20 protein-coding genes are annotated in these 24,565 nt (G+C 67.6%); 11 read left to right on the top strand and 9 right to left on the bottom strand.

What is annotated here, in order from left to right; translation table 11 throughout:
• The first annotated feature begins 23 nt into the window (after nucleotides 1-23).
• From ACTIF6_RS16045 to ACTIF6_RS16025, 5 genes are all read left to right on the top strand, one after another.
• Nucleotides 24-1,205, top strand: a complete 1,182-nt coding sequence (locus ACTIF6_RS16045; protein WP_439588928.1) for an alpha/beta hydrolase — start codon at nucleotides 24-26, stop codon at nucleotides 1,203-1,205.
• A gap of 7 nt (nucleotides 1,206-1,212) precedes the next feature.
• Complete coding sequence (locus ACTIF6_RS16040; RefSeq protein WP_439588927.1) at nucleotides 1,213-2,730, top strand: AMP-binding protein; 1,518 nt, start codon at nucleotides 1,213-1,215, stop codon at nucleotides 2,728-2,730.
• 32 nt (nucleotides 2,731-2,762) lie between these two features.
• Entirely contained in the window at nucleotides 2,763-3,977 is a 1,215-nt protein-coding gene (locus tag ACTIF6_RS16035; RefSeq protein WP_439588926.1) for an MFS transporter, read from the top strand.
• Nucleotides 3,974-5,143: an acetyl-CoA acetyltransferase gene (locus tag ACTIF6_RS16030; RefSeq protein ID WP_439588925.1), complete on the top strand. Its 1,170-nt coding sequence runs from the start codon at nucleotides 3,974-3,976 to the stop codon at nucleotides 5,141-5,143. Before ACTIF6_RS16035 ends, ACTIF6_RS16030 begins: the two co-directional genes overlap by 4 nt.
• A gap of 223 nt (nucleotides 5,144-5,366) precedes the next feature.
• Nucleotides 5,367-5,771 carry a hypothetical protein gene (locus ACTIF6_RS16025; protein WP_439588924.1) on the top strand — a complete coding sequence of 135 codons (405 nt, stop codon included), beginning with the start codon at nucleotides 5,367-5,369 and terminating at the stop codon, nucleotides 5,769-5,771.
• Between the two features lie 4 nt (nucleotides 5,772-5,775).
• Here the strand turns inward: ACTIF6_RS16025 and ACTIF6_RS16020 are convergent, their stop codons facing one another.
• Together ACTIF6_RS16020 and ACTIF6_RS16015 are read right to left on the bottom strand one after the other, a co-directional pair.
• Nucleotides 5,776-6,240, bottom strand: coding sequence for a hypothetical protein (locus tag ACTIF6_RS16020; protein WP_439588923.1), 465 nt, complete (start codon nucleotides 6,238-6,240; stop codon nucleotides 5,776-5,778).
• A gap of 8 nt (nucleotides 6,241-6,248) precedes the next feature.
• Entirely contained in the window at nucleotides 6,249-8,327 is a 2,079-nt protein-coding gene (locus ACTIF6_RS16015; protein WP_439588922.1) for an ATP-dependent helicase, read from the bottom strand.
• 97 nt (nucleotides 8,328-8,424) lie between these two features.
• On the opposite strand from ACTIF6_RS16015, the gene ACTIF6_RS16010 reads away from it, so the two are divergent.
• The gene (locus tag ACTIF6_RS16010; RefSeq protein ID WP_439588921.1) at nucleotides 8,425-9,387 is read left to right on the top strand and encodes an AEC family transporter; all 963 of its coding nucleotides are present in this window, start codon (nucleotides 8,425-8,427) and stop codon (nucleotides 9,385-9,387) included.
• 12 nt (nucleotides 9,388-9,399) lie between these two features.
• Here ACTIF6_RS16010 and ACTIF6_RS16005 read toward each other — a convergent pair whose 3' ends face one another.
• Nucleotides 9,400-10,365 (bottom strand): MBL fold metallo-hydrolase, encoded by a 966-nt coding sequence (locus ACTIF6_RS16005; RefSeq protein WP_439588920.1) that lies wholly within the window; start codon nucleotides 10,363-10,365, stop codon nucleotides 9,400-9,402.
• Nucleotides 10,366-10,523: 158 nt separating this feature from the next.
• On the opposite strand from ACTIF6_RS16005, the gene ACTIF6_RS16000 reads away from it, so the two are divergent.
• Nucleotides 10,524-11,030 carry a GAF domain-containing protein gene (locus ACTIF6_RS16000; RefSeq protein WP_439588919.1) on the top strand — a complete coding sequence of 169 codons (507 nt, stop codon included), beginning with the start codon at nucleotides 10,524-10,526 and terminating at the stop codon, nucleotides 11,028-11,030.
• Nucleotides 11,027-11,443 carry a histidine kinase gene (locus tag ACTIF6_RS15995; RefSeq protein ID WP_439588918.1) on the top strand — a complete coding sequence of 139 codons (417 nt, stop codon included), beginning with the start codon at nucleotides 11,027-11,029 and terminating at the stop codon, nucleotides 11,441-11,443. Before ACTIF6_RS16000 ends, ACTIF6_RS15995 begins: the two co-directional genes overlap by 4 nt.
• Here the strand turns inward: ACTIF6_RS15995 and priA are convergent.
• From priA to ACTIF6_RS15975, 4 genes are all read right to left on the bottom strand, one after another.
• Nucleotides 11,440-13,554: a replication restart helicase PriA gene (gene priA / locus ACTIF6_RS15990; protein WP_439588917.1), complete on the bottom strand. Its 2,115-nt coding sequence runs from the start codon at nucleotides 13,552-13,554 to the stop codon at nucleotides 11,440-11,442. The two genes, ACTIF6_RS15995 and priA, sit on opposite strands and share 4 nt — an antisense overlap.
• 436 nt (nucleotides 13,555-13,990) lie before the next feature.
• Nucleotides 13,991-15,094: a uroporphyrinogen decarboxylase gene (hemE, locus tag ACTIF6_RS15985; protein ID WP_439588916.1), complete on the bottom strand. Its 1,104-nt coding sequence runs from the start codon at nucleotides 15,092-15,094 to the stop codon at nucleotides 13,991-13,993.
• A 175-nt stretch (nucleotides 15,095-15,269) separates the two neighbouring features.
• On the bottom strand, nucleotides 15,270-15,896 hold the full coding sequence (locus ACTIF6_RS15980) for a redoxin domain-containing protein (protein WP_439588915.1): 627 nt from the start codon (nucleotides 15,894-15,896) through the stop codon (nucleotides 15,270-15,272).
• A gap of 40 nt (nucleotides 15,897-15,936) precedes the next feature.
• A complete protein-coding gene (locus tag ACTIF6_RS15975) occupies nucleotides 15,937-18,144 on the bottom strand; it encodes a protein-disulfide reductase DsbD family protein (protein WP_439588914.1) in 2,208 nt (735 codons plus the stop codon).
• Nucleotides 18,145-18,346: 202 nt separating this feature from the next.
• On the opposite strand from ACTIF6_RS15975, the gene ACTIF6_RS15970 reads away from it, so the two are divergent.
• Nucleotides 18,347-19,567: a class I SAM-dependent methyltransferase gene (locus ACTIF6_RS15970; protein WP_439588913.1), complete on the top strand. Its 1,221-nt coding sequence runs from the start codon at nucleotides 18,347-18,349 to the stop codon at nucleotides 19,565-19,567.
• Nucleotides 19,568-19,659: 92 nt separating this feature from the next.
• Here ACTIF6_RS15970 and ACTIF6_RS15965 read toward each other — a convergent pair whose 3' ends face one another.
• Nucleotides 19,660-20,406 carry an alanyl-tRNA editing protein gene (locus ACTIF6_RS15965; RefSeq protein WP_439588912.1) on the bottom strand — a complete coding sequence of 249 codons (747 nt, stop codon included), beginning with the start codon at nucleotides 20,404-20,406 and terminating at the stop codon, nucleotides 19,660-19,662.
• Nucleotides 20,407-20,441: 35 nt separating this feature from the next.
• Here ACTIF6_RS15965 and ACTIF6_RS15960 point away from each other — a divergent pair, with 35 nt between their 5' ends.
• The gene (locus tag ACTIF6_RS15960; protein WP_439588911.1) at nucleotides 20,442-21,284 is read left to right on the top strand and encodes a creatininase family protein; all 843 of its coding nucleotides are present in this window, start codon (nucleotides 20,442-20,444) and stop codon (nucleotides 21,282-21,284) included.
• 90 nt (nucleotides 21,285-21,374) lie between these two features.
• Here ACTIF6_RS15960 and ACTIF6_RS15955 read toward each other — a convergent pair whose 3' ends face one another.
• Nucleotides 21,375-22,058, bottom strand: coding sequence for a histidine phosphatase family protein (locus tag ACTIF6_RS15955; RefSeq protein ID WP_439588910.1), 684 nt, complete (start codon nucleotides 22,056-22,058; stop codon nucleotides 21,375-21,377).
• 204 nt (nucleotides 22,059-22,262) lie between these two features.
• Between ACTIF6_RS15955 and ACTIF6_RS15950 the strand changes: the two genes are divergently transcribed.
• Nucleotides 22,263-24,506, top strand: a complete 2,244-nt coding sequence (locus tag ACTIF6_RS15950) for a hybrid sensor histidine kinase/response regulator (protein WP_439588909.1) — start codon at nucleotides 22,263-22,265, stop codon at nucleotides 24,504-24,506.
• Nucleotides 24,507-24,565 lie beyond the last annotated feature (59 nt).

Below are 24,565 nucleotides of genomic sequence, written 5' to 3'. Positions count from 1 at the left end.
TGCGACTCGCTTAGAGTGCGGGAATGAGTCCAACGCCCGAAGTCCAATCCGAATGGGTGCATCTCCAGTACGAGGAGAAAGCCGCCTTCACCGAAACCTACGGTTTTTCCGGCAACCAGGGAGCCGTGAACCTGGAGGCCATCCGGTTCCGGCCCGCCGATGGTCGACCCAGCGACACGCTGATGGTGTTCATGCACCCGGCGTCCACGCTGCAATTGCTGCCGGTGCCGCGCGCCATGGCCGCCACCGGTGCCCACGTGTTGTGCGCGGGCAGCCGTTACCAGCGCAACGACACGGCGCTCATCATGGAAAAGGTGCTGCTGGACCTGGGCGCCTACATCCGCCATGCCAAGGCCGTGTGGGGCTACCGGCAGGTGGTGCTGGTGGGCTGGAGCGGTGGTGGTGCGCTGGCCGTGAGCTACCAGTCCCATGCCGAAAACCCCCGCATCACCCACACGCCGGCTGGCGACCCCGTGAACCTCAAAGGGGCCGACCTGATGCCGGCCGACGCCGTGATCTACCAGGCGGCCCACCTCTCGCGCGCGCACCTGCTGGCCGAGACGCTGGACCCATCGGTCAAGGATGAGCTGAACCCGGACGACCGCGATGTGGAGCTCGACATCTACGACCCGCGCAACCCGAACCAGCCGCCGTACACCGCCGAGTACATCGAACGCTACCGCGCTGCCCAGCTGGCGCGCATGCGCCGCATCACCGCCTGGGCCAAGGACATGCTGGCGCAGCTCAAGGCGCGCAACACCGGCGAGGTCGAGCGCCCGTTCCTCGTGCACCGCACGCTGGCCGACCCGCGCTTTCTCGATCCCACGCTGGACCCGAACGACCGCCGGCCCCACTGGTGCTACATGGGCAATCCCGAGACCGTGAACAGCGGCCCGGTGGGCCTGGCGCGCTTCACCACGCTGCGCTCCTGGTTGTCGCAATGGTCGCTGGACGACACCTGCGGCAATGGCCTGGAGTGCGCGAAGACGATGCGCGTGCCGTTGCTGGTGATCGAGAACACGGCCGACGACGCCGCACCGGCGGCCCACCCGAAGATGTTGTTCGAGGCCGCCGCCAGCCCCGACAAGACCTTCCACCAGATCCACGGCGCCACCCACTATTACGCGGGCCAGCCCGAACTGCTGGCCGAAGCCACGCAACTCATCCGCAGCTGGCTGGTGCAGCGCCAGCTGCTGGAAGCGTGAGGCGGCCATGAACCTCTTCAGCCTGCTGGAGCGAACGGCTCGCCAATGGCCTGAGGGTGGCGCGGTCTACCTGGGCGACGAATGCGTGCAGACCTGGGCCGCGCTGCGGCACCGTTCATTGGTCCTGGCCGGCGCGCTGGCCGCGCGCGGCCCCGTGGGCAGCCGCGTCGCCATCGCCAGCGAGAACGCACCGGCCTACCTGGAAATGATGTTCGGCACCTGGGCGGCCGGTGGCGCCGTGGTGCCGCTCAACTACAAGCTGCACGCGAAAGAGATGGCGCAGATCGTCGAGGACGCAGACGCTACCGTCGTGTTCGCTTCGCCAGCGCTGGCCCCCGGGTTGCAGGCCGCACTGCCCAGCCCCTGGCGCGAGCGGATCGTCGTCATCGAAACGCCTGGCTACGAGTCGCTGTTCCAGGGCGAGCTGGCGGCGGTGGCCGCGACCGATGCGCAGTCGCTGGCCTGGCTGTTCTACACCAGCGGCACCACCGGTCGCAGCAAGGGCGCGATGCTGTCGCACCGCAACCTGATGGGCATGACGCTGGGCCACCTGGCCGACGTGGAGTCCATCGACGAATCCTGCAGCCAGATCCACGCCGCGCCCATGTCGCATGGCTCCGGTCTGTACATCCCGGCCTATGTGGCGCGCGGCGCGCGGCAGGTGGTGCCGGCATCGCAGGGATTCGATCCGGCCGAGTTCCTGGCCTTGTGCGACTCGCACCCGGGTTGCGGTGCCTTCCTGGCCCCGACCATGGTGCAGCGCCTGCGCCAGGCCGCGCAGGCGGCCGGTCACCTGCCGGCTCAACTGCGCACCATCGTCTATGGCGGCGGGCCGATGTACGTGGAAGAACTGCGCAAGTCGCTGGCGGTGTTCGGTCAGGTCTTCGTCCAGATCTACGGCCAGGGCGAATCGCCCATGACCATCACCTGGGTGCGGCGGGAAGACCACGCCTCGGGCGACGAGGCCATTCTGGGCTCGGTGGGCACGGCCCGCACCGGCGTGGAGGTGCGCGTGGTGGATGAGGGCGGCCACGACGTGCCCCCGTGCGACATCGGCGAGATCATCGTGCGCGGTGATGTGGTGATGTCGGGTTACTGGAACAACGCCAGCGGCACCGCCGAAGCGCTGCGCGAGGGCTGGCTGCACACCGGCGACATGGGTTCGCTGGATGCGCGCGGCTACCTCACGCTGCGCGACCGCAGCAAGGACGTGGTGATCAGCGGAGGTTCCAACATCTACCCGCGGGAGGTGGAGGAAGCGCTGCTCACCCATGCCGGCGTGGCCGAGGTGAGCGTGGTCGGACAGGTTGACGAGGAATGGGGCGAAGTGGTGGTGGCGTTCGTCGTTGCCGCGCCGGGCGAAGACGTCACGCCGCAGGCCCTGGATGCCCATTGCCTGGACCGCATTGCACGTTTCAAGCGGCCCAAGCGCTACCTCTTCCTGGACGCCTTGCCCAAGAACAGCTATGGCAAGGTGCTCAAGCGACAGTTGCGCGAGCAATTGGCCACCGGGGACACCCGCTGATCGCCAGCGCCGCACCCGCGCCGCGTCCGGCCATGGGGCCGGCGCTGATCGTGCTGATCGTGGTGCTGGGCACCATGGCCCAGCCGCTGGCCACCGATCTGTACCTGGCCGCGCTGCCGGCCATTCGCAACGAATACGGCGCGCCGGTCGGCGTGGTGCAGCTCACCCTGTCGGTGGTGGTGTTCAGCTTCGGGTTGAGCCAGCTCTTCTGGGGTCCGGCGTCCGACCGTTTCGGCCGCCGTCCCCTCTTCCTGACCGGCTTCGCGCTGTACGCCGTGGGCGCGATGATCGGTGCCCTTGCGCCCGGCATCGAGTTGCTGATCGCCGCGCGCGTGCTGCAGGGCCTGGGCATCGCCGCCACCATGGTGTGCGCGCGGGCGCTCGTGCGAGACCTGTTCGAGCAGCAAAGAGGCACCCACGTGATGACCGTGGCCATGTCGGCACTCGCCTGCATGACCATGCTCGTGCCGGTGGCCGGCGCGGGCCTCACCGAAGCACTGGGCTGGCGCTCCACCTTGCTGGCCATGGTCGTGTTCGGCCTGGGCAGCCTGGCCCTGGTGGCCGTGAGGGTGCCCGAGACGGCGCGGGTGCTGCGGCCCGATGCGTTGCGCCTGGCACCGCTGTTCGCGGTGTACGGTCGCATCGCACGCCATCCCACCTTCAGATCCTGGACCCTGCTCAACGCCTTTGGCTACGCGGCCAACTTCGGTTTCTTCTCCGCCTCCGCCTATCTGTACATCGAGACCTTCGCCGTCTCGCGCGTGGCTTTCGGCCTGGTGATCGGCGGGGCTTCGGTGTCCTACCTGCTGGGCACCTTCCTGTGCCGCCGCTGGATTGCGGCCACCGGCATCCTGGGCACGGTGCGGCGCGCTGGCTGGCTGGCCCTGGCCGCTGCCGTCGCCTTCCTGGGGCCGGAGCTGTTCCAGGCCCACAACGCGTATTCGCTCACGGGCGCGCTGTGGCTCATGCTGCTGGCCTACGGCATCTACCAGCCGTGCGGCCACGTGGGCATGGCCACACCGTTTCCGCAGGAGGCCGGCGCGGCCTCGGCCCTGGGTGGCTTCATCTTCGCCGCGGCGGCGTTCGTCAGCGGCACCGCCCTGGGCTTCATGTTCCAGAGCGGCAGCACCACCGCGCTGTCGCTCACCACCGGCCTGCTGTCGGCCTGCAGCGGCCTGACCTGCATCACCCTGCTGCAACGCCATGGCGAGCCCGCCGTGGCCCATTCCCAGAAAGGAACTCCATGACGAACCATGCCTACATCACCGGCTGGGGCCACACGCCCTTTGGCAAGCTCGACAACTGCGACCTCGAGCAACTGATCCGCGATGCGGTGCAGCCCGCGCTGGAGAGCGCGGGCCTGGAGCCGAGCGACATCGACGGCATCTTCGTCGGCCACTTCAACGCCGGCTTCGTGGGCCAGGACTTCACCGCCGCGCTGCCCGCCGTGGCCATTCCCGAGTTTCGGCACACGCCGTCCATGCGCACCGAGAACGCCTGCGCCACTGGCTCGGCCGCGATCTGGGCCGCGCTCGACGCCATGGCCGCCGGCCGCATGAAGCGCACGCTGGTGATCGGCATGGAGAAGATGAATGGCCTGAAGACACCCGAGGTCGCGGCCACGCTGATCAAGTGCTCGTACGTGCGCGAGGAAGGCACGGACCCGGCGGGCTTCGCCGGCATCTTCGGCGGCATCGCCACGCAGTACTTCGAGCGGTATGGCGATCAGTCCGACGCGCTCGCGGCCATCGCCGCCAAGAACCACAGCAACGGCATGCACAACCCGTACGCCCACATGCGGCGCGACTTCGGCTTCGACTTCTGCCGCACGCCGAGCGACAAGAACCCCTTCGTCTCGGGCCCCCTCAAGCGTTCCGACTGCTCCCTGGTGTCCGACGGTGCGGCCGCCCTGGTGCTGTCCACCGAGCCACTGCCCGGGGCCAGCGTCGCGCCCGTGCGGTGGCGCTCGCGCACGCAGGTGAACGACTTCCTGCCCATGTCGCGCCGCGACCCGACGAAGTTCGAAGGCGCGGCCATGGCGTGGCAGCGCGGCCTCGTCGACGCCAGCGCGTCACTCGGCGAGCTGTCGTTCGTGGAAACGCACGACTGCTTCACCATCGCCGAACTGCTGGAGTACGAGGCCATGGGGCTGGCGCCGCAAGGGCAGGGCGCACGCGTCATCCTGGACGGCGTGACGCGCAAGGACGGCCGACTGCCGGTCAACCCGTCGGGTGGCCTCAAGTCCAAAGGCCATCCCATTGGCGCCACGGGCGTGTCACAACACGTGATGGCGGCCATGCAACTGTCCGGCACCGCCGGTGGCATGCAGGTGCCCGGTGCCAGCCTGGGTGCCGTGTTCAACATGGGTGGCTCGGGCGTGGCTTCGTACCTCAGCATCCTGCAGGCGGCGTGAAGCGAGGCCGCCAGGCGCGGCCGGTACAATGCACGGGTTGATTCCAGAGATCGGCGTCCCGCTGATCCGACGCTGACACGATCAACCGTCATCTCGCAAAAGCCCATCCTTCGCGATGGGTTTTGTTCTTTTTGTCGGGCATTGCTTGCGATTCACCCGTGAGCGGTCGCACCGACCACCGATCTGCACCGGGTCACGGCGCATCACCCACCAAGGACATCCCATGGTCGACACCCAGCTTCACTCCGCCCTTGCAGAATCGCCAGCCCGGCTGGCGCGGATGCTGAGCACCCGCACGCTCCAGCATTTCGCCGAAGAGGCGCGCCTCGATGGCGAAAGCCTGCGCGAAGCGGTGGACCGTTACGACATCGACTACGCCTGGCACGTGCTCGGTGCCTCACGCACGCACGATGCCGCCGTGGCCGGGCTGGAAGCGCGCCTTCAGCGGACATTGACCGAACAGGAACGCAATCAGGTCGCAGGTGCACTGAAGTCGACTGCGGCCATGCTGGAGCCCGATCTGCTGATGAGCTTCGACAACGACGTGGCCCAGCACGTGACGGAGCTGATGGCAGACGCGTGGGACGCTGCACCGTCGGCGACCTCCCCGGCGACCGACCTCACCTAGCGCTTCAACGCCAGCCGGGCGATTTCCTCAGCACGAAGTTCATCGCCGGCTCACCGGAAGTGCTGCCCTGCGCCGGCCGGCGGATGCCGCGCAGCTCCTGGCCGCAGCCGCTGGGCGTGACGTCGCCTTCCCACACCGCGTCCATGCTCACACCGTCGGCGGATTCGTCGAGGTTGAATTCACCGTGGGTGACGTCGCCCGAGACCCGGGCGGTGCGGTCGTTGCCCTGGCTGCTGCGCTTCAAGCTGCCGCGCGCGCTGCCTGGGTACTCCGGGTGGCGTTCGAACAGCACCGCGCCTGTGGACGTGGGCGCGTCTTCCCGGCCGCCTTGAGGCCACAGGCTGAGCGTCCACAGGCCGTAGAGCTGTGCCGGCGCGAAGTCGGCGGGCGCTGTGCAGGGGGCGGCTTGCTGTGCTGCCGACGACAGGGCAGCAAGGGACAGCGTGCTCACCAGAATCAGTTTCGCCACGCCGTATTTCATGGTGCCATGTCGGCCGCCTTCTGCGCGGCTTGATCGGTGGCGCGTTGAGCGAACTCCGCGCGCAGCGCGCGCAGTTTCTCGCGCGGGTCTTCTTTCACGGTGTTCTGGTCCAGCGCCATTTCCTTGATGAAGCGGCTGGCCTGCCCGGGGATGCTCTCGCGGCCCTTCTTGCGGCGCTTGAGCCAGCTCACCGCCAGCGTGCGCTGGGCGCGGGTGATGCCCACGTACATGAGGCGGCGCTCTTCCTGCAGCCGTTGCGCCATGCTCTCGTTGGCGGCGTCGCTCTGGCCGGGCTCCTCGTCCATCTTGAACGGCAGCAGGCCTTCGTTCACACCGACCAGCATCACGTGCGGCCACTCCAGGCCTTTGGATGCGTGCAGCGTGGAGAGCGTCACCACGTTCTGGTCCTGCTCGCGCTCGCTCAGGGTGGACAACAGCGCGATCGTCTGCACGACCTCGAGCAGACTCTTGCGTTCGCTCTCCACCTGCACACCGGCTTCGTCCTCGATCTTGCCGCCGCAGCGCGCGGCCATCCAGTCGCAGAAGTCCATCACGTTGGTCCAGCGCGCGGCCGCCACCTTCTCGTTGTCTTCGCTGTCGTAGAGGTGCTTTTCGTAGTCGATGTCCTTGAGCCAATCCGTGAGGAAGGCGCGCGCGGCCTCATGCCCCACGGTGTGGCGCGCGCGGTACTCGAGGTCGTTCACCGCGCGACCGAACTCGTGCAGCGTGGCCACCGCGCGCGCGGGCAGGGCGGTGCCCAGCGAGCTGGCGAACAAGGCCTCGAACAGGCTGAGCTTGAACTTCGTCGCGAAGTTGCCCAGCGCCTGCAGCGTGGTGTGGCCGATGCCGCGCTTGGGCGTGGTGGCCGAGCGCAGGAAGGCCGGGTCGTCGTCGTTGTTGACCAGCAGTCGCAGCCAGGCGCAGAGATCGCGGATTTCCGCGCGGTCGAAGAAGCTCTGGCCACCCGAGACCTTGTAGGGGATGTTGGCCTTGCGCAGGGACTGTTCGAACGAGCGCGCCATGTGGTTGGCGCGGTAGAGGATGGCGAAGTCGCGCCATTCCTTGTGCTGCGAGTTTGAGCGCAGGCTCTGGATGCGCGCCACCGCGCGTTCGGACTCGTGGTCCTCGTTGTCGGCGTCCACCACGCGCACGGGCTCGCCTTCGCCGAGGTCGCTCCACAGCGTCTTGGGAAACAGCTTGGGGTTGGGGCCGATCACGTTGTTGGCCGCGCGCAGGATGGCGCTGGTGGAGCGGTAGTTCTGCTCCAGCTTGATGACCTTGAGCTCGGGGAAGTCCTGCGGCAGGCGTTTCAGGTTGTCCAGCGTGGCGCCGCGCCAGCCGTAGATGGACTGGTCGTCGTCGCCCACCGCGGTGAAACGTGCGCGCTCGCCCACCAGAAGCTTGAGCAATTCGTACTGCGTGGCGTTGGTGTCCTGGTATTCGTCCACCAGCACGTGGCCCATCTTTTTCTGCCAGCGCGCGCGCACGTCCTCGTGCTCGCTCAGCAGCTTCAGCGGCAGGCTGATCAGGTCGTCGAAATCCACGCTCTGGTAGGCGGTGAGCCGTTCCTCGTAGCGCGCCATGATGGTTGCGGCCACGCGCTCGTTTTCGTCTTTCGCCTGCGCCAGTGCCTGCGCTGCGTTCAGGCCCGCGCTCTTCCAGGCGCTGATGGTCCACTGCCAGCCACGCGCGGTGGCCGCATCGGTGGTGCCGCCGCAATCCTTGAGCAGGCTGGTGATGTCGTCGGTGTCGAGGATAGAGAACTGCTTCTTCAGGCCAAGCACCGAGCCGTCTTCGCGCAACAGCCGCACACCCAGCGCGTGGAACGTGCAGATCAGCACCCGCTTGGCCTCGCGCCCCACCAGTTGGCCCGCGCGCTCGCGCATCTCGGCGGCGGCCTTGTTGGTGAAGGTGATGGCGGCGATGCGGTCGGCCGCGAGACCTGCCTGGATGAGCCGGCCGATCTTGTGCGTGATCACCCGCGTCTTGCCGGAACCGGCGCCCGCCAGCACCAGGCAGGGCCCGCCCAGGTGGTTCACGGCTTGGAGCTGGGCGAGGTTCAGGCCGTTGGACATGGGGAAGGAGAGACGGGAAACGCTTCAGGGAAAGCGGTCGATCATACCGGCCAGGGTTGACCGACCCGGCGGATCGGCGCCTGACACAATCGCACCCGTGCTGCACATCCTGCTCGTCACGTTTCCCTTCTTCGCGCTCGTGCTCGCCGGTTTCGTGGCGGCGCGCCGGCGCATGCTGCCGCTGGAAGCAATCCCGGGGCTCAATGGCTTTGTGCTGTTCTTTGCGCTGCCGTGCATGCTGTACCGGTTCGGCTCCACCACGCCCATCGCCACGCTGCTCGACCCTTCGGTGATCGGTGTGTACCTGGTGTGCGCCCTGGTGATGGTGGCGTTTGCCATTGCCATCACCATGAACGCCCGCATCCGCTGGAACGACGCCTCGCTGGGCGCGCTCGTGGCGGCCTTTCCCAACACCGGCTTCATGGGAGTGCCGCTGCTGGCCGCGCTGCTGGGCTCCGAGGTGGTGGGCATCGTGATCCTCACCATGCTGATCGACATGGTGGTCACCAGCTCGCTGTGCATCGCGCTCTCTCGGCTGGACCAAGGCGAGGGCCATGGCGGTCAGGCCATGATGGCCGCGGGCCGCAAGGCCTTGCAGGGGGTGGCCACCAACCCCATGCCCTGGTCCATCGTGCTGGGGGCGGTGGCCTCGGCGTATGCCTTCACCCTGCCCAAGCCGGTGGAACAGACCGTGTGGCTGCTCGCCGATGCGGCGTCGCCGGTCGCGCTGTTTACCATCGGTGCGGTGCTGGCGCGCGCGCAGATGCAGTCCAACCACCCGATGCCGCTGTCGGACTACGTGCCCGTGGCACTGATGAAACTGCTGCTGCACCCGCTGCTGGTGCTGGCCGTGGGCACGGCGGCCATTCAGGTCGGTGTGCCGCTGTCGCCAGCGGCGCTCTCGGTGATGGTGCTCGCGGCCGCGCTGCCCAGTGCCAGCAACGTCTCGCTGCTGGCCGAGCGCTTTGGCGCCGACAACGGGCGCATTGCGCGCATCATTCTGGTGACGACCGCCGCCGCCTTCCTCACCTTCTCGGGTGCGGTGGCGCTGATGACCTGATCATCGTCGCCCTCAGCGCTTGCCCTTGGCCAGGGTCTCTTCCTCGATCAGCAGGTATGTGTTGTAGGCGTTCATGCGGTTGGCGGGACCGAACATCGGCATGCTCTCGAACGCGCGCCAGTCGGTGCTGGCGTAGGCTTCTTCGAACGGCACGAAATCCTCCACGGCCTTGCCCATGCTCTGGCGCAGGTGCCGCAAATAATTCCGCGTCGTGCCGATGTCCTTCTTCGGGTCGGTCGATGCCGGGCCATGGCCCGGCACCACGGCGCGCGCATCGTAGGCCAGCAGGCGGTCCAGCGAGCGGATCCACTGGCTGCTGTTGGCCTTGCCGACGAAGGGCAGGCGACCGTTGAAGAACAGGTCGCCCGCGAACAGCAGCTTCTCGGAGGGCACGTAGACCGTGATGTCCTCCGGCGTGTGCGAAGGACCCACGCGGTCGAGTTCGAACACCACGCCGCCCACGCGCAAGGTGGTGTCGCCTTCGATCCAGGTGTCGGCGGCCACCAGTCGAGTCCGGGCATCGATCCACGGCGCCAGATCGGTGCGCGAAGCCTCCAGGCGAAGCTGGGCGGTTTCCGACTGCATGTACTCCTTGGCCGCCACGTGCGCGATCACCTGAGCCCCTTGCTGCTTGAAGTACTGCAGGCCGTAGATGTGGTCCGCGTGGTAGTGGGTCAGGATCACGTGCGTCACCGGCTTGTCGGTCAACTGGCGGATCGCCTGCGTCAGCCGCTCGGCCAGGCGGGGTGAGCCCAGCGCGTCCACCACCACCACGCCAGCTGACGTGATCACGAAGCCGGCATTGCTGATGAAGTTCTGGTTCTTCGTCGAGCCGAGTTGCGTCAGACCCTGCACGTAGTAACTGTTCGGCGCCACCTGCTCCACGCGCATCGGCGGTTCCTCGGGGGATTGGGCGCCGATGGACAGAGGAACGATCAGGCTCAGCGTCAGCAGGGCACGAAGAAAGGGGTGGCGCATGGGGAGCCTCCAAAGTCTTTTATGCAATCCATCGCTTATATCGTAGTTCACTTATGTTTGGCCTTTCCCCTTCAGTTTTCCTGTCACCCTGCCGACATTCTGGTACGCGAGACCCATCGGCGCCCGCCGCGCCGTCCACTTGAGCCAGGAGTTGCCCCATGCCCATGTTGTCGACACCCTTACCCCGCAATGAGTCCAACCGGCTGTCGGCCCTGCGCGAGCTGCTGATTCTCGATACACCGCCAGAAGAACGCTTCGACCGGATTTCTGCCTTTGCCGCCAAGGAATTCGACGTGCCGATGGCCCGGGTCTCCCTGGTCGATCGGGATCGCCTCTGGTCCAAGTCGCAATTCGGCATGGAGGAGCGCGAAACGCCGCGCCAGGAGTCCTTTTGCGACCATGCCATCCACATGCCCGATGCCCTGGTGGTGCAGGACGCCCTGAAGGACGAGCGTTTCTGCGACAACCCGATGGTGATCGGCAAGCCCTATGTGCGCTTCTACGCCGGCTCCGTGCTGCGCCTGCCGTACGGCCAGGTGGTGGGCACCCTGTGCATCATGGACCGGCGCCCGCGCCAGTTCGACCGCCTGGACGTGGCCATCCTCGGGGGGCTGCGTGACATGGTGGTGGAGGAAATGTTCCGCCGCGAGGAGGCCATCTCGTGAGCCCGGACACGCAAAGCGGTTTCGCCCGCTCGCTGCTGCTGGTCGAGCCCGATGGCCTGGTTCGCAGCACCGTCTCTTCGGTCTGCCGTGACATGCAGCTGGCGCGCGTCAGCCAGGTGACCAGCGTGGCGATGGGCGAGCAGTGGCTGAAATCGGACCTGCCCGACGGGCTCCTGATCTCGCTCACCGAGGGCGAAGCTTCGCTGGCCTTTCTGACCCGCCTGCGCGCGGGCGGCTTTCGCTGCGACGCCGGCATGCCGGTGGCCGTGATGGCGCGCGCGGTCGATGCTGCGCTGGTGACGAAGCTCAAGGAACTGGACGTGCGCCGGCTCCTGCTGCAGCCGTTCAAGTTGCGCGACGTGATCCACACCGTCGAGCAGTTGTGGCCGGCGCAAGAGGTGCTTGCCGCCTAGACCGTCAGCGGATCCACGTCCACGGCGAACCGGATCAGGCCCCGCGCTTCGGGCAGGCTGCGGCAGGCCAGCAGCGTCGGCTGCCAGGCCGCCAGAAAACGCTGCAAGGCAACGCGCGAGGCCGATTCCACCAGCAACTGCGCGCGCTCCACGTTGGCCACGCGCTGGATGGTGAGCGGCACCGCCGGGTAGAGCATCACGTCCGCGAAATGCGGCAACCCGGTGGCTGCCTGGGCCGCCGCATTGAGCCAGGCCTGTGCCGCCTGCTGGGTGCGCGCGTCGGCGCGCAGCAAGGCCTGGTGGCCAAACGGTGGCATGCCCGCGCTCTCGCGTTCGGCCAGTTGCGTGGTGGCGAAGGCGGGGTAATCGTGCCGCCGCAGCGCATCGAACAGCGGGTGCTGCGGGTACCAGGTCTGCACCCACATCTCGCTGGCCGCACCCTGGTCGCTCATGAAGGCGGCGTCGCGACCGGCCCGGCCACCGGCCTGCATGAGCAGCGCGAACAGCCGCTCGGGCGCGCGGTAGTCGCTGGCGAAGAGGCCCGCATCGGCGTGGATGCCGGCCACCAGCGTGATGCGGCGGAAGTCGTGGCCCTTGGCGATCATCTGCGTGCCGACCAGCACGTCCACTTCGCCACTGTGCATGGTGGCGAGCTGGGCTTCCAGGCTGCCTTTGTTCCGGGTGGAGTCGGCATCCATGCGCGCCACGCGCGCCGGTGCGCCGTCGGGGCGCTTCACGTCGGCCAGCAGGCCGGCCAGTTGCTCTTCCAGTTGCTCGGTCCCCTTGCCCACGGGCGCGATGTCGAGGTTGCCGCAATCGGGGCAGGCGCGCGGCACGCGCTCCGTGTGGCCGCAGTGGTGGCAGCGCAGTGTGCGGTCGAGCTTGTGAAAGACGCGGTAGGCGCTGCAATGCGGGCAGGCGCTTTTCCAGCCGCAGTCGTGGCAGGCCAGCACCGGCGCGTAGCCGCGGCGGTTCAGCAGCACCAGGCATTGCTCGCCACGCGCGATGCGCTCGGCCATGGCGGCCACCAGCGGTGGCGCGAGCACCGCGCCCTTGGGCTGGTGGTTCATGTCCACCAGGCGCAGGCGCGGCAGCGCGCCACCGCCAATGCGCGCCGGCATGGCCACGCGCAGGTAGCGGCCCTGCTCGGCCGCGTGCCAGCTCTCCAGCGACGGCGTGGCAGAGCCGAGCACGACCTGGCAGCGCGCGCCTTGTGAGGCCAGCGCTTCGCTCTCCACCTTGGCCCGGTACACCGCCAGGTCCCGTGCCGAATAGCGCGCACCCTCCTGGCTCTTGTAGCTCGGGTCGTGTTCTTCATCCACCACGATCAGGCGCAGCCCGGGCAGGCTGGCCAGCACCGCCATGCGCGTGCCCAGCACGATGCGCGCGCGGCCCGTGTGAGCCGCCAGCCAGCTCGCCAGACGCTGGGCGGGTGTCATGCCGCTGTGCAGGCAGACCACGGCACCTGCGCCGAACAGGGGCTCGAAGCGTTCGCGAAAGCGCGCCTCGAGCTGGGGCGTGAGGTTGATCTCCGGCACCATCACCAGCACCTGGGCTTGCGCATGCTCGGCCAGCGCGCGTAGCGTGGCCTGCAGGTAGACCTCGGTCTTGCCGCTGCCAGTGGCACCGAACAACAACACCGGCGCCCGCGCAGCATGCAGGGCGGCCAGCGCGTCGAGCTGTTCCGCGCTGAGCTCGTGGCCATCGGCCTCGCCGTGAGGCGGTGTGGGGGGCTGGCCCGCGCTGCGCTTGAGACGGCGTCCCAGCTGCACGTTGCTCAGATCGCGCAGTTGCGGTGGCAGCGCGGCCAGCGCCGCCTCGCCCAGGCTGCGCTGGTAGTAGCGCGCGGTGAACTGAACCAGCTGGCGCCATCGGTCGTTGAGCGGTGGCAGCCCTTCGAGCGCACCCGCCACGTCGCGCGTGCGCGCCTCGCTCAGTCCGACGGGCGCGGCGTCCGGACATTCCCACACCACACCCAGCACCTCGCGCGCACCCAGCGGCACTCGAACCAGCGTGCCGGGCGCGAGCAACAACTCACTTCGGTAGCAGAGGCCTTCGGCCACTCCACTGTGTGCCGGGGTGGCCACGACCACGTTGGGCCAGAAAGTCATGGTTAGCGCAGCTTCCTCAGCTTTTGTGTCGGAATGCACGCTAAGTGCTTGATTTGAAAGTGCATCGGAACATATCCAGACTTTTTGTGGATAACTTTGTTGATAGTTTGCTCCTGCGGCGCCGGAAGCCTTGCAAATCAAGGGTTTGCTTAAATTGCCTTCAAAAAAAGCAGAAAATAAAACCCTTATGAATCAACAACTTGCCTTGGATTGTGTCGGGGAGATGGCGATTGGCGCGGCTTGCCTGGCTATGGCGCACCGCAACACAAGTTTTGTGCATAAGTAAGCCTTGTCAAGTGCCTTTTTCGCTGATTTTTGTGTTAAGCCCTATTCCGCAGACGCCGGGAGGCAGTCGATCCGGGCAGGAATTCGGCCCCGAAAAGGGCTGCGAACCCGCATGAACAAAGGCCTGCCAAGCTGCAGAATTCGCAGCGCCTCAGGCCTTCGCCCGCAGTCGACGCGAATGGCGGTGCACCGCGTCCACCAGCACCGACACGTGTTCCGGTGGCGTGTACTGGCTGATGCCATGCCCCAGGTTGAAGATGTGGGTGGCGCCAGTGCCTGCCCCCTGGTGCGGTGTGCCGAAGCTCTCCAGCACAGCGGCCACTTCAGCGTCGATGCGCTCGGGCGGCGCGAACAGCACGTTGGGATCGATGTTGCCCTGCAGGGCCTTGCCCTGCGGGCCTTCGCCCACCTGCGCGCGTGCACGGCCCAGGTTCACGGTCCAGTCCAGGCCGAGCGCCTCACAGTCCAGTCCCTTCATGTCGTCGAGCCACAGGCCGCCGCCCTTGGTGAAGACGATGCGCGGGATGGTGGTGCCGTCGTGTTCCCGGTGCAACCGGGCCAGCACGCGGCGCGTGTAGGCCAGGCTGAAGTCCTGGAACTTGCCATCGGCCAGCACGCCACCCCAGCTGTCGAACACCATCACCGCCTGCGCCCCGGCCTCGATCTGTGCATTCAGGTAAGCGGCCACCGCATCGGCGTTGATCGCCAGGATGCGGTGCATGAGGTCAGGACGGCTGTACATGAGCGACTTCACCGCACGGTAATCGTCCGAGCCTCCGCCCTCCACCATGTAGCAGGCCAGCGTCCACGGGCTGCCCGAGAAGCCGATGAGTGGAACGCGGCCATTGAGCGCCTTGCGGATGGAGGTCACCGCGTCGAACACGTAGCGCAGCTTGTCCATGTCGGGCACCGCCAGTGTGGCCACATCGGCTTCCGTGCGCACCGTCTTCGCGAATTTCGGGCCTTCTCCCAGCGCGAACGACAGGCCCAGGCCCATGGCATCGGGCACGGTGAGGATGTCGGAAAACAGAATGGCCGCATCCAGCGCGTAGCGTTCCAGCGGCTGCAGCGTCACCTCGGTCGCGTAGTCCACATTGGTGGCCAGTCCCATGAAGCTGCCTGCCTTGGCGCGTGTGTCGCGGTACTCGGGCAGATAGCGACCCGCCTGGCGCATGAGCCACACCGGCGTGTGTTCGGTGGACTGGCGCAGGCAGGCGCGGAGAAAGGTGTCGTTCTGGAGCGGGGCGAAGGGCATGGGCGGAGCGGGAAGTGGCAGGGGTGGGCAGAGAGATTAACCGAGCCACCGAAGTGCGGTCTGCAGGCGCGCTACAAGACGCCTCGCGAGACAACGAGGGTCCGGCTCCGCCGGCCCCAGTTGTCGCCCCCCTCCAAGGGGGGTGGCGCCGTAGGCGACGCGGGGGGTGGCAAAGCTACGCCGCGCCGCTCTTGTACTTGATGCTGCAGCCGTAGGCGCGGCTGGTGGCCACGCTCACCGGCTTGCCGGCACGCAGCTCGCCCAGGCCCTGGCGCACGTAGTTGGTGGCCTTCGGAATGTCGTCCACCCGCGCCGAGGGAATGCTGTCGATGCCGCCAACGTAGACCAGCGTGCCCTGCGCGCTGACGATGTACATGTGCGGCGTAACGCGCGCCGCGTAGGCTTCGCCCACCTTGCCGTCCTCATCCATCAGCGTGGCCGTGGGACTGGCCTTCTGCTCGGTCATCCAGCGGCCGAGTTGTTGCGGGGACTGGTAGTCGGCGCTGTCGTCGCGCGTGGAGTTGATGGTCAGCCACACCGCGCCCTGGCTGGTGGCTTCTTTTTGCAGCGACTGCATGTTGCCCTGGTAGTGCTTGCGCACGAAGGGGCAACCGGGGTTGTTCCATTCCAGCACCACGGTCTTGCCCTTGAAGTCGGAAAGCTTGACCGGCTTGCCGGCGGTGTCCGTGAGGGTGAAATCGGGCGCAGCCTGACCCACACCGACCGCCGCGAACGCGGGCGTGACCAGCAGCGTGCCAAATGGCGAGAAGGCGGCGAGGGCGAGCAAGGGACGGCGTTGCATGGTGGAACTCCTGAATAAGGACGATGAAAAACAGACGGCGCTAGAGCTGGGCCAGCGCCGCACGAACCTCCTCGACAGTCAACACTTCGGACAGCACCTGCGTAGTCTGCCCGTTCTTGTAGATCGCGTACACCGGTACGCCGTTGCGGCCCAGGCCAGCCAGGGCGGCGGTCACGGCGGGGTCGCGGCGCGTCCAGTCGGCGCGCAGCAGCGCCACGTTCTTGCCGGCCATGTCGCCGAGCACGGTGGCGTCGGCCAGCGTGGTGCGCTTGTTGTACTGGCAGGTCACGCACCAGGCGGCGGTGAAATCGACGAACACCGGGCGACCCTCTGCGATCAGATCGGCCTGCGCCTGCGGGCTCCAGGGTTGCCAGCTCACACCGCTCACGGAGGTGGCCACGGCCTGGCCCGGCGTGGCTTCCTGCAGGCGCGTGATGTTCGGGCCGATGGCCCAACCCAGCCAGGCCAGGCCCGCCAGCGATAGGCCGGCGATGACGGTGCGGCCCCGGCCGCGCAAGCCGAGTGCCCACACCAGCAGCGCCAGCACCACCAGCAGCATGAGCAGCGCGGCCGCGCCGTCGATGCCGCTTTGTTGTCCCAGCACCCACAGCAGCCACACCACGGTGGCGAACATCGGGAAGGCCATCAGGTGGCGGAAAGTGTTCATCCACGGACCCGGACGAGGCAACGCGCGCGCCACCGCCGGTACCCAGCTCGCCGCCAGGTAGGGCAGCGCCATGCCCAGGCCGAGCACGGCAAACACCGCCAGTGCCTGCGCTGCCGGCAGGCCGACGGCCAGGCCCAGCGATGCGCCCATGAACGGCGCGGTGCAGGGCGAGGCGATGGCCGTGGCGAGCACGCCGGTCAGGAAGGCGTCGACCGTGGGGTTCTTCGCCTGCAGGCTGGCCACACGGCTGGGCAGCACGTGGCCGAACTCGAACAGGCCAGCCAGGTTCAGGCCGATGAGGGTGAACAGCGCGGCGAGCGCGGCCACCACGGCGGGGCTTTGCAACTGGAAGCCCCAGCCCAGCTGCTCCCCGGCGGCGCGCAGCGCCAGCAGCAAGGCGCCGAGCGCGGTGAAGGACAGCACCACGCCAGCGGCGTAGGCCAGGCCGTTGGCGCGATGCGCCTGGCGGTCGTCGGCGTGCTTCGCAAAGGCCATCACCTTGATGGCCAGCACCGGGAACACGCAAGGCATGAGGTTGAGGATCAGGCCGCCGAGCAGGGCACCCAGCAGCGCTGCGCCCAGTGTGAGCTTGGTTGCGCTGCTCACCGGGGCGCTCACGCGCGCCGCGTTGGCATCGAGCGCGGCCTGCAGTGCGTCGGGCACCGCAGCGGCCTGGGGTGCACCGGCGGGCCACGCGCCCTGCACCGGCACGTCCAGCCGCACGCCGGGCGCACCGGGCCCCTGGCCGGGGGGATCGGCCTGGGCGACCACCAGCGCGAGCCGGGCCGGGCTTTCGCTGCGGTGGGGCGAGAGCGGCACATCGGCCGTCCAGCGCTCACCTTCCCATGCCTGTTTCCAGGCGGCACCGGGCTCGATCAGGCCCGGGGTCTCGGGGAAGAATTCCAGCTTCTGACCGCGCCAAGCGGCGGGCAGACCGGCCAGCGAAACCTGGAGGGTGGCTGGCGCGGGTTCGGCGCGGCTGTCGCTGGCGGCCTGGTCCCTGGGCGCCGCCTTGAAGCTGGCCTCGAACGCGGCCCCGTTGCTGCCCATCGAGCCCTGCACCGGGATGCGCAGCGTGAAGTTGCCTTCCTCGGGAATGCATTCCTTGCGGCAGACCAGCCAGGCGGCGTAGAGCTTGATGTCGATGTGCTCGCCCACGAAATCGGGTGCGACGCTGAGCGGGACGGGCAGCACCACGGTGCCGTCGTAGCCGTAGTTGGCCAGGTTGCCGAGCGGGAATTTGCGCGGCGTGGGCCAGGCAATGGGGCCGGCAGTCACTCCCGGCGGCAGGGTCCATTGCAATTCGGTGGGCAGGCCGGAGTCGCCAGAGTTCTTCCAGTAGGTGTGCCACTCGGGCGCGTGGGTGAGCTGCAGGCCCACCCAGACGGGCTTGCCCGGCCCGGCGCCATCGGGCGCGTGCGCCATCAGCTCGGCGCGTGCCTGTTCGCTCTGCACCACCGTGGCGGTGGGCTTGTCCGCCAGCAGGCCCTGTGCCGGCACCGAAAAGGGCAGCAGCGCGGCCAGCAGGGCGGCGGCGCACAGGCGGGCACGGGTGGCAAAAGGCGGAAGTGGCGCGGGCATGTGGGGCTTGGCGGATGGAGGGTGCCGGGGTAGGAGGGGCGGCGCGCGCCCAAGTTCCTGGCGCCGCAGCGGGTGGCGCGAGAACCCAGCAATATAAGTCAACGCTGTTGGTTTGTCAGAGTGCGCTGACTTCACAAGGTTTTGCCATTTCGGTACAAACTGGAAGAGGGAATGGACGGACGACTGGCTTGGAGGTTGATGCATGGGATCGATCGTTGAGCGCGCCCTGCTGCCGTGGGCGCAAAGAATGAAGTCGCGGGTGAACCTGCCGGTTCGCCTGAGTTGGGGCGAGCGGGGTACCTCGTCCATCGAACTGGGTGAGTTCCAGCAACCCAGCGTGGAGATTCGCGTGCGCGATGCCTCTGCACTGCCGCTGCTGATCGACCCCGGGCTGGACACCCTGGGCCAGGCCTATGTGGAGGGCCTGATCGATGTGGAAGGCTCCTTGCCCGACATCGTCGCGATTGCACATCGGCTGGCGGAGAACGCGCAGCCCGAGGGCGGGCTGCTCGGCCGCCTGCGCCGACGCTTCAGCCACACGCGCGACAGCGACAGCGAAGCCATCCAGTACCACTACGACGTGTCCAACGAGTTCTATGCGCAGTGGCTGGACGAGCGCATGGTCTATTCCTGCGGCTACTTCGAGACGGGCGACGAGAACCTGGCAGAAGCCCAGGTGAGAAAGATCGACCACATCCTGACCAAGATCCGGTTGCATCCGGGTCAGCGCCTGCTGGATATCGGTTGCGGCTGGGGGGCGCTGGTGTTGCGCGCGGCACAGAAGTACGGCGCCCAGTGCGTGGGCGTGACCTTGTCGAAGAACCAGTACGAGCTGGCGCGCGAGCGCGTGCGCGCGGCCGGTCTCGAAGACCGCATCGACATCCGCCTGCAGGACTACCGCGACGTGAAGGACGGCCCGTTCGACCGCATCACCAGCGTGGGCATGTTCGAGCACGTCGGGCTGAACCATCTGGTGGCGTACTTCGGCCACATCCGCAAGCTGCTCAAGCCCGACGGCTGGGCCATGAACCACGGCATCACCAGCACCGACCCCTACGACGGCGAGACCCGGCATGGTGGCGGCAGCTTCATCGATCGCTACGTGTTCCCGCAGGGCGAACTGCCACACCTCAGCACGGTCTTGCGCACGCTTCAGGAAGGTGGGCTGGAGGCCTTCGACATCGAGAACCTGCGCCGCCACTACATGCGCACCACCCAGCTCTGGAGCGAGGCCTTCGAGGCGCGCACCGCGCAGATCAAACCGCTGGTGGACGAAAGACGCTGGCGCATCTGGCGCGTGTACCTCGCTGGCTGCGCCTGGGCGTTCGAACACGATGAAGTGTCGATCTACCAGGTGCTGTGCCGGCCTTCGGGGGAGAGCGCTGCGCGTCTTCCGTGGTCCCGACAGTGGATTTACGCATAGCGCCCCCACGCTCCGCCGCTGCGCGGGTCGCTGCCCCCCGAGGGGGCTGATCCGGCTTGGGGCGGCCCGGCGCCGGATCGTTGCTTCGAGTCCTATTCCTGGAACCCCAGGACCACCCGCCGGGTGGTTGCGGACTTCTTCTCGATTTTCGTGACGACCACCCGGCCGATCTCCGACGTGTTCGCCACGTGCGTTCCACCGCAGGGTTGCAGGTCGATCATCACGGCGTCGTGGCCGATGCGGATGGTGCGCACCGTGCCACTGCCGCGCGGCGGCGCCACGCTCATGCTTTTCACCAGCGACGGATTCGCATCGAGTTCGGCGTCGGTGATGGCGCCCACGCTGAGCGCGTGCGCCTCGGCCACCAGCCTGGCGAGGCCTTGCGTCAGCGCTTCCTTGTCCAGCGGGTCGGTCATGTGCAGGTCCATGCGTGCGTAGTCCGGCGTGATGGAGCAGCCATTGACGGGCACTGGAATCAGGTGGCAGAGCAGGTGCGTGGCGGTGTGGAAACGCATGAGGCGGTGGCGGCGCGCCCAGTCGATGCGGGCCGTGACCGTGCTGCCGATGCTCACTTGCGCCAGCAGCGCTTCCTGCCCGGGTGCAGGGACATGGACGATGTCGGCCGTGGCTCGTCCCTCGGCATCCTTGTCCTTGCGCGTGTCCACGATGACGATCACGGAGCTATCGCCCAGGGTCAGCGTGCCCGCGTCGCCTGCCTGGCCGCCCCCCAGCGGGTAGAACACGGTGCGATCGAGCACGATGCCGTTGGCGTCGATGCGCGTCACGGTGGCGTCGCAATGGGTCAGGTAGGCGTCGTGGCGAAAGAGATCCTGGGTCATGGCGGCATCTTACGGGGCGGGCTTAAGATGCGCACATGCCCACCGCCTCCCGCTTCTGGTCCGATCTCACCACTGCCGATTTCGCCTCGCTGGACACGGCGCGGGCCATTGCCGTGCTGCCAGTGGCGGCCACCGAACAACACGGGCCGCACCTGCCGCTCTCGGTGGACACCGACATCGTCAATGGCGTGGTGCAGGCCGCGCTGCCGCACATTCCTGCTCCGTTGCCGGTGCTGTTCCTGCCCACACAGGCCGTGGGCTTCAGCCCCGAGCACACGCGTTTTCCCGGCACGCTCACGCTCAAGGCCGACACGCTCATGCGCATCTGGACCGAGCTCGGCGAGTGCGTGGCCGCCAGCGGCGTGAAGAAGCTGGTGCTGTTCAACGCGCATGGGGGCCAGGTTGGCGCGCTCGATCTGGTGGCGCGCGACCTGCGTGCGCGCCTGGGGCTGCTGGTCTACAGCCTGAGCTGGTTCAACCTGCCGCTGATCGATGCGCAGGGCCAGGACCTGGCCGACCTCTTCAGCAGCGAAGAACACCGCTTCGGCATCCACGCCGGCGAGATCGAGACCTCGCTCATGCTGGCGCTCGCGCCCGGGCGGGTGCGCATGGCGCAGGCCGAATACTTTCGCTCCAGTTCGCAGGAGCGCGCTCCCGACTTCCCCATCCTCGGCAACGGCAAGACCGCGAAGCTGGGCTGGCAGATGCAGGACTACAACGCCAACGGCGCGGTGGGCAATGCGCGCGCCGCCTCGGCCGACAAGGGCCGTGCCGTGGTCGAAGCCGCAGGCCGCTCGCTGGCGCGCATGCTGTCGGAAATCGATCAGTTGCCCGCGGACACACTCAGTGACCGCACCGCCTACAAAGCCGCAGGCTGACGCAAGCGATCCGGCGCCGGGCCACCCCAAGCCGGATCAGCCCCCTTGGGGGGCAGCGACCCGCGCAGCGGTGGAGCGTGGGGGCGCTTTTCATGCATAGGTAATCCAGCCGTCGAATTCCTTGCTGTTGAGGTGGGGCAGCGTGTTGTAGCTCAGCAGCGTGTGCCGCTTGGGGTTGAACTGGAACTCTGTCACCGCGCTGTTGCGGATGCGCAGGTTCAACTCGATCGTGGCTTCCGGGCTCAGTCCGAGCACGCGGCCCACCGCGGTGGAGATCGGTCCGCCGCTGGAGACCAGGAGCACGTTCTGGCCATGGTGGGTGGCCCGCACGTGGTCCAGCGCGCCGGTGATGCCGGCCACGAACTCGGTGTAGCTGGGCATGCCGCGCGGGCTCACGGTGCCGGCCATCCACTGCGCCAGACCGTCGCGCAGCAGTCGGAAATGGTGGCGGTACAGCTCGGGCGCCTCCTGGGCCGATCGCGCCTTCTCCAGTGGGTGCGGGTGAATGGCCCGGATCACGGCCTCGCTGTCGTACTCGTTCAGTCCGGGCCAGGCGAGCGGTTGAAAGTCCAAGCCGGCTCCCTCGGCAATGCCGGTCCAGGTCTGCTGGTGGCGTCGAAGCGTGCCGGTGATGACGGCGTCGAAGACCAGTCCGCGCTCTGCCCAGTGCCGGCCGAGTTGCACGCTCTGCCTGTGTCCGAGCTCGCTGAGCTGGTCGTAGTCGTTGGCGCCAAACGAGGCCTGGCCGTGGCGCACGAGGTAAAGCGTTCCCATGGCCGGGATTCTGTGACAGTGAGATGCGCGCGATTTGTCCCCGCAGCGACTGTACGGACCCGGCGAGTCACAGAGGCGTCTGCCAGCGTGATCAGCGATCGCGCGGACTTGCGGTCGTTTTGCGGTCCTATTCGGAGCTTCTGCATCGAGGCGGCATGCTCCAATCACCTGTGATGTCTGTCCTCGTCCTCCATGTTGTTTGACATGCCGACCCTGCTGGCCCTTCGGGTCGGCATTGATGTGCTCATTGCCCTGGTCTTCTGGGGCCAGATGCGGCGCTACCCCACCATCGGCGGACCAGGCTGGTGGGCGGTGGCTGCCCTGGTGGCGATCGTGGGATCGGTCGGCCTGTCGATGCGCGGCTTCGCGCCTGAGCTGTTCACGATCAGCGTGTCCAACGCGGTGTTGACGATCGCGCCCTTGCTGGCCTGGATGGGTTTGCGCAGCTACCTGGGTTTCTCCTGTCCGAAGTGGCGCGTGGTCCTGGCCTCGCTCGCGGCGGTGTTGGTCCAGGTGGTTCTGCTGGTGGTGTGGGACCTGCCCGCGTTGCGCCAGCTATTTTTTGTGCTGACTGCGGTGGCGATCGTCCTGCTGGCCCTGCGCGACATGGATCTTGCCGACCCGCAACGCCGGGTTCCCGAGTTGCAGGCGCTCAAGGTGCTCTCGGTGGCCGAGATATCGGTGCTGCTCGCTTTTGCCGTGGCGGTCCCGATGGGCGGCGTGCCGCTTTCAACCGCAGCGCCGATCCTCCTCTTTTTCTTCATCCTGGCGCGCCTGCTGCGCGTGGTGCTGTATGGTGCGCTGCTGTCGCACCGCCTGCGCCAGGAGGGCGACCGAGCACGTCAGGGCCTGCTGGCCCGCGAGGCCGAGTCGCGCGCTCTCATCGACAACCTCAGTGCGGGCGTGATGGTCTTCCGGCCCGATCACACGCTGGTCACCATCAACAGCGCCGCCCGTGCCTTCCTGGGCTGGAGCGAGGGCGGAGCCAACGCCGCGCTGCCCGAGCCCACGGTGGGCAACTGGAGCATGCTGCGCGAAGACGGTCAGGCCATGCGTCGGCACGAAATGCCGTTCGAGCGCGTGCTGGCCACGGGTCAGCCGGTGCGCAGCGTGATCATCGGCGTGCCGGTGGCTTCGGCCGAAGAGGTGCGCTGGGCGCTGTGCAACGCCTATCCCGAGAACACCCCGCAGGGCGGGTTGCACCACGTGGTGCTCACGTTCATCGACATCACCTCGCTGCGCGAAGTGCAGGCTCAGCAGAAGCGGTTGCAGAACCAGCTGGCCCAATCGCAGAAGATGGAAGCACTGGGCACGCTGGCCGGTGGCGTGGCGCACGATTTCAACAACATCCTGGCCGCCATCCTGGGCAACGCCGATCTGGCCCGCCAGGACCTCACGCCCGAGGCGCCCGCCCGCGAGAGCCTGCACGAGATCAGCACCGCGGCGCGGCGTGGGCGTGAGCTGGTGCGGCAGATCCTGGCGTTCAGCCGGCAACAGCCGGCTGAACGCACGGTGGTGCACGTGGGCGACATCGTGGCCGAATCTTCCGCCCTGCTGCGCGCGGCGATGCCACCGCAGGTGCAACTGCTTCACGAGTGCCACCGCGATACACCCCCCCTTCTGGGTGATTCGACCCAGCTGGGACAGGTGTTGATCAACCTGGGAACCAACGCCGTGCATGCGCTGCAGGGCCAGCCGGGGCGGGTGGAGTTCCAGGTCGATCGCATGGCGGGTGGGGATGCCCGCCTGCCGATGGAGGTGGCCAGAACCTGCGAGGAAGCGCGGGTCGATGCGGTGCGCGTGAGGGTGAGTGACACGGGCTGTGGCATGAGCGAGGCGGTGAGCAGCCGTATCTTTGAGCCGTTCTTCACCACCAAGGCGGTGGGCAAGGGCACAGGACTGGGCTTGCCCGTGGTGCTGGGCATCGTGCAGATGCATGGCGGTGCCATCGAAGTGCAGAGCCAGCCAGGCCGGGGTACCGCGTTCACGCTTTATTTCCCCGCTGCCACCGAGGAGAGCTTGCACAAGTGTGCAGTGGCCGCTGCGACAAAGGCCGCTGATGCCGTCACAATGGTCGGCATCCCGCATGAGCGGGGCGACCTCGCCGCAACGGAGACCCTTTCCATGGCCGACGCATCGCCTGATCCGGCACCGCACATCCTGTACCTGGACGACGACGACACGCTGGTGTTCCTGGTGCGCCGTCTGCTCGAGCGCCGGGGCTACCGCGTGACCGCATTCACCGAGCAGCGCCTGGCCATCGAGGCCGTGCAGGCCGATCCGCAGGCCTTCCAGCTCCTGCTGACCGACTTCAACATGCCCGGCATGTCCGGCCTGGACGTGGCCCGCGCCGTGCTTGCCCTCAACCCCTCACTGCCCGTGGCCGTGGCCTCGGGCTATATCACCGACGAGCTGCAGGCCGAAGCGCGCGCAATGGCTTGTTCATAGTGCCCCACTTCGTTAAGTGCTTGAAAACATTGAGATCTGGTTCTCGGAAAAAACCTGAC

The organism is Hydrogenophaga sp., from assembly GCF_051860785.1.
In the GTDB taxonomy this organism is placed as follows: Bacteria; Pseudomonadota; Gammaproteobacteria; order Burkholderiales; family Burkholderiaceae_C; genus Hydrogenophaga.
The sequence above is the reverse complement of the archived record's forward strand: the minus strand, read 5'-3'. Positions and strand labels throughout refer to the sequence as shown.

Coding starts and splice junctions, on each gene's coding strand:
- ACTIF6_RS16045 (WP_439588928.1), top strand. CDS start 24: ATGAGTCCAACGCCCGAAGTCCAATCCGAATGGGTGCATCTCCAGTAC.
- ACTIF6_RS16040 (WP_439588927.1), top strand. CDS start 1,213: ATGAACCTCTTCAGCCTGCTGGAGCGAACGGCTCGCCAATGGCCTGAG.
- ACTIF6_RS16035 (WP_439588926.1), top strand. CDS start 2,763: ATGGGGCCGGCGCTGATCGTGCTGATCGTGGTGCTGGGCACCATGGCC.
- ACTIF6_RS16030 (WP_439588925.1), top strand. CDS start 3,974: ATGACGAACCATGCCTACATCACCGGCTGGGGCCACACGCCCTTTGGC.
- ACTIF6_RS16025 (WP_439588924.1), top strand. CDS start 5,367: ATGGTCGACACCCAGCTTCACTCCGCCCTTGCAGAATCGCCAGCCCGG.
- ACTIF6_RS16015 (WP_439588922.1), bottom strand. CDS start 8,327: ATGTCCAACGGCCTGAACCTCGCCCAGCTCCAAGCCGTGAACCACCTG.
- ACTIF6_RS16005 (WP_439588920.1), bottom strand. CDS start 10,365: ATGCGCCACCCCTTTCTTCGTGCCCTGCTGACGCTGAGCCTGATCGTT.
- ACTIF6_RS16000 (WP_439588919.1), top strand. CDS start 10,524: ATGCCCATGTTGTCGACACCCTTACCCCGCAATGAGTCCAACCGGCTG.
- priA (WP_439588917.1), bottom strand. CDS start 13,554: ATGACTTTCTGGCCCAACGTGGTCGTGGCCACCCCGGCACACAGTGGA.
- hemE (WP_439588916.1), bottom strand. CDS start 15,094: ATGCCCTTCGCCCCGCTCCAGAACGACACCTTTCTCCGCGCCTGCCTG.
- ACTIF6_RS15980 (WP_439588915.1), bottom strand. CDS start 15,896: ATGCAACGCCGTCCCTTGCTCGCCCTCGCCGCCTTCTCGCCATTTGGC.
- ACTIF6_RS15975 (WP_439588914.1), bottom strand. CDS start 18,144: ATGCCCGCGCCACTTCCGCCTTTTGCCACCCGTGCCCGCCTGTGCGCC.
- ACTIF6_RS15970 (WP_439588913.1), top strand. CDS start 18,347: ATGGGATCGATCGTTGAGCGCGCCCTGCTGCCGTGGGCGCAAAGAATG.
- ACTIF6_RS15965 (WP_439588912.1), bottom strand. CDS start 20,406: ATGACCCAGGATCTCTTTCGCCACGACGCCTACCTGACCCATTGCGAC.
- ACTIF6_RS15960 (WP_439588911.1), top strand. CDS start 20,442: ATGCCCACCGCCTCCCGCTTCTGGTCCGATCTCACCACTGCCGATTTC.
- ACTIF6_RS15955 (WP_439588910.1), bottom strand. CDS start 22,058: ATGGGAACGCTTTACCTCGTGCGCCACGGCCAGGCCTCGTTTGGCGCC.
- ACTIF6_RS15950 (WP_439588909.1), top strand. CDS start 22,263: ATGCCGACCCTGCTGGCCCTTCGGGTCGGCATTGATGTGCTCATTGCC.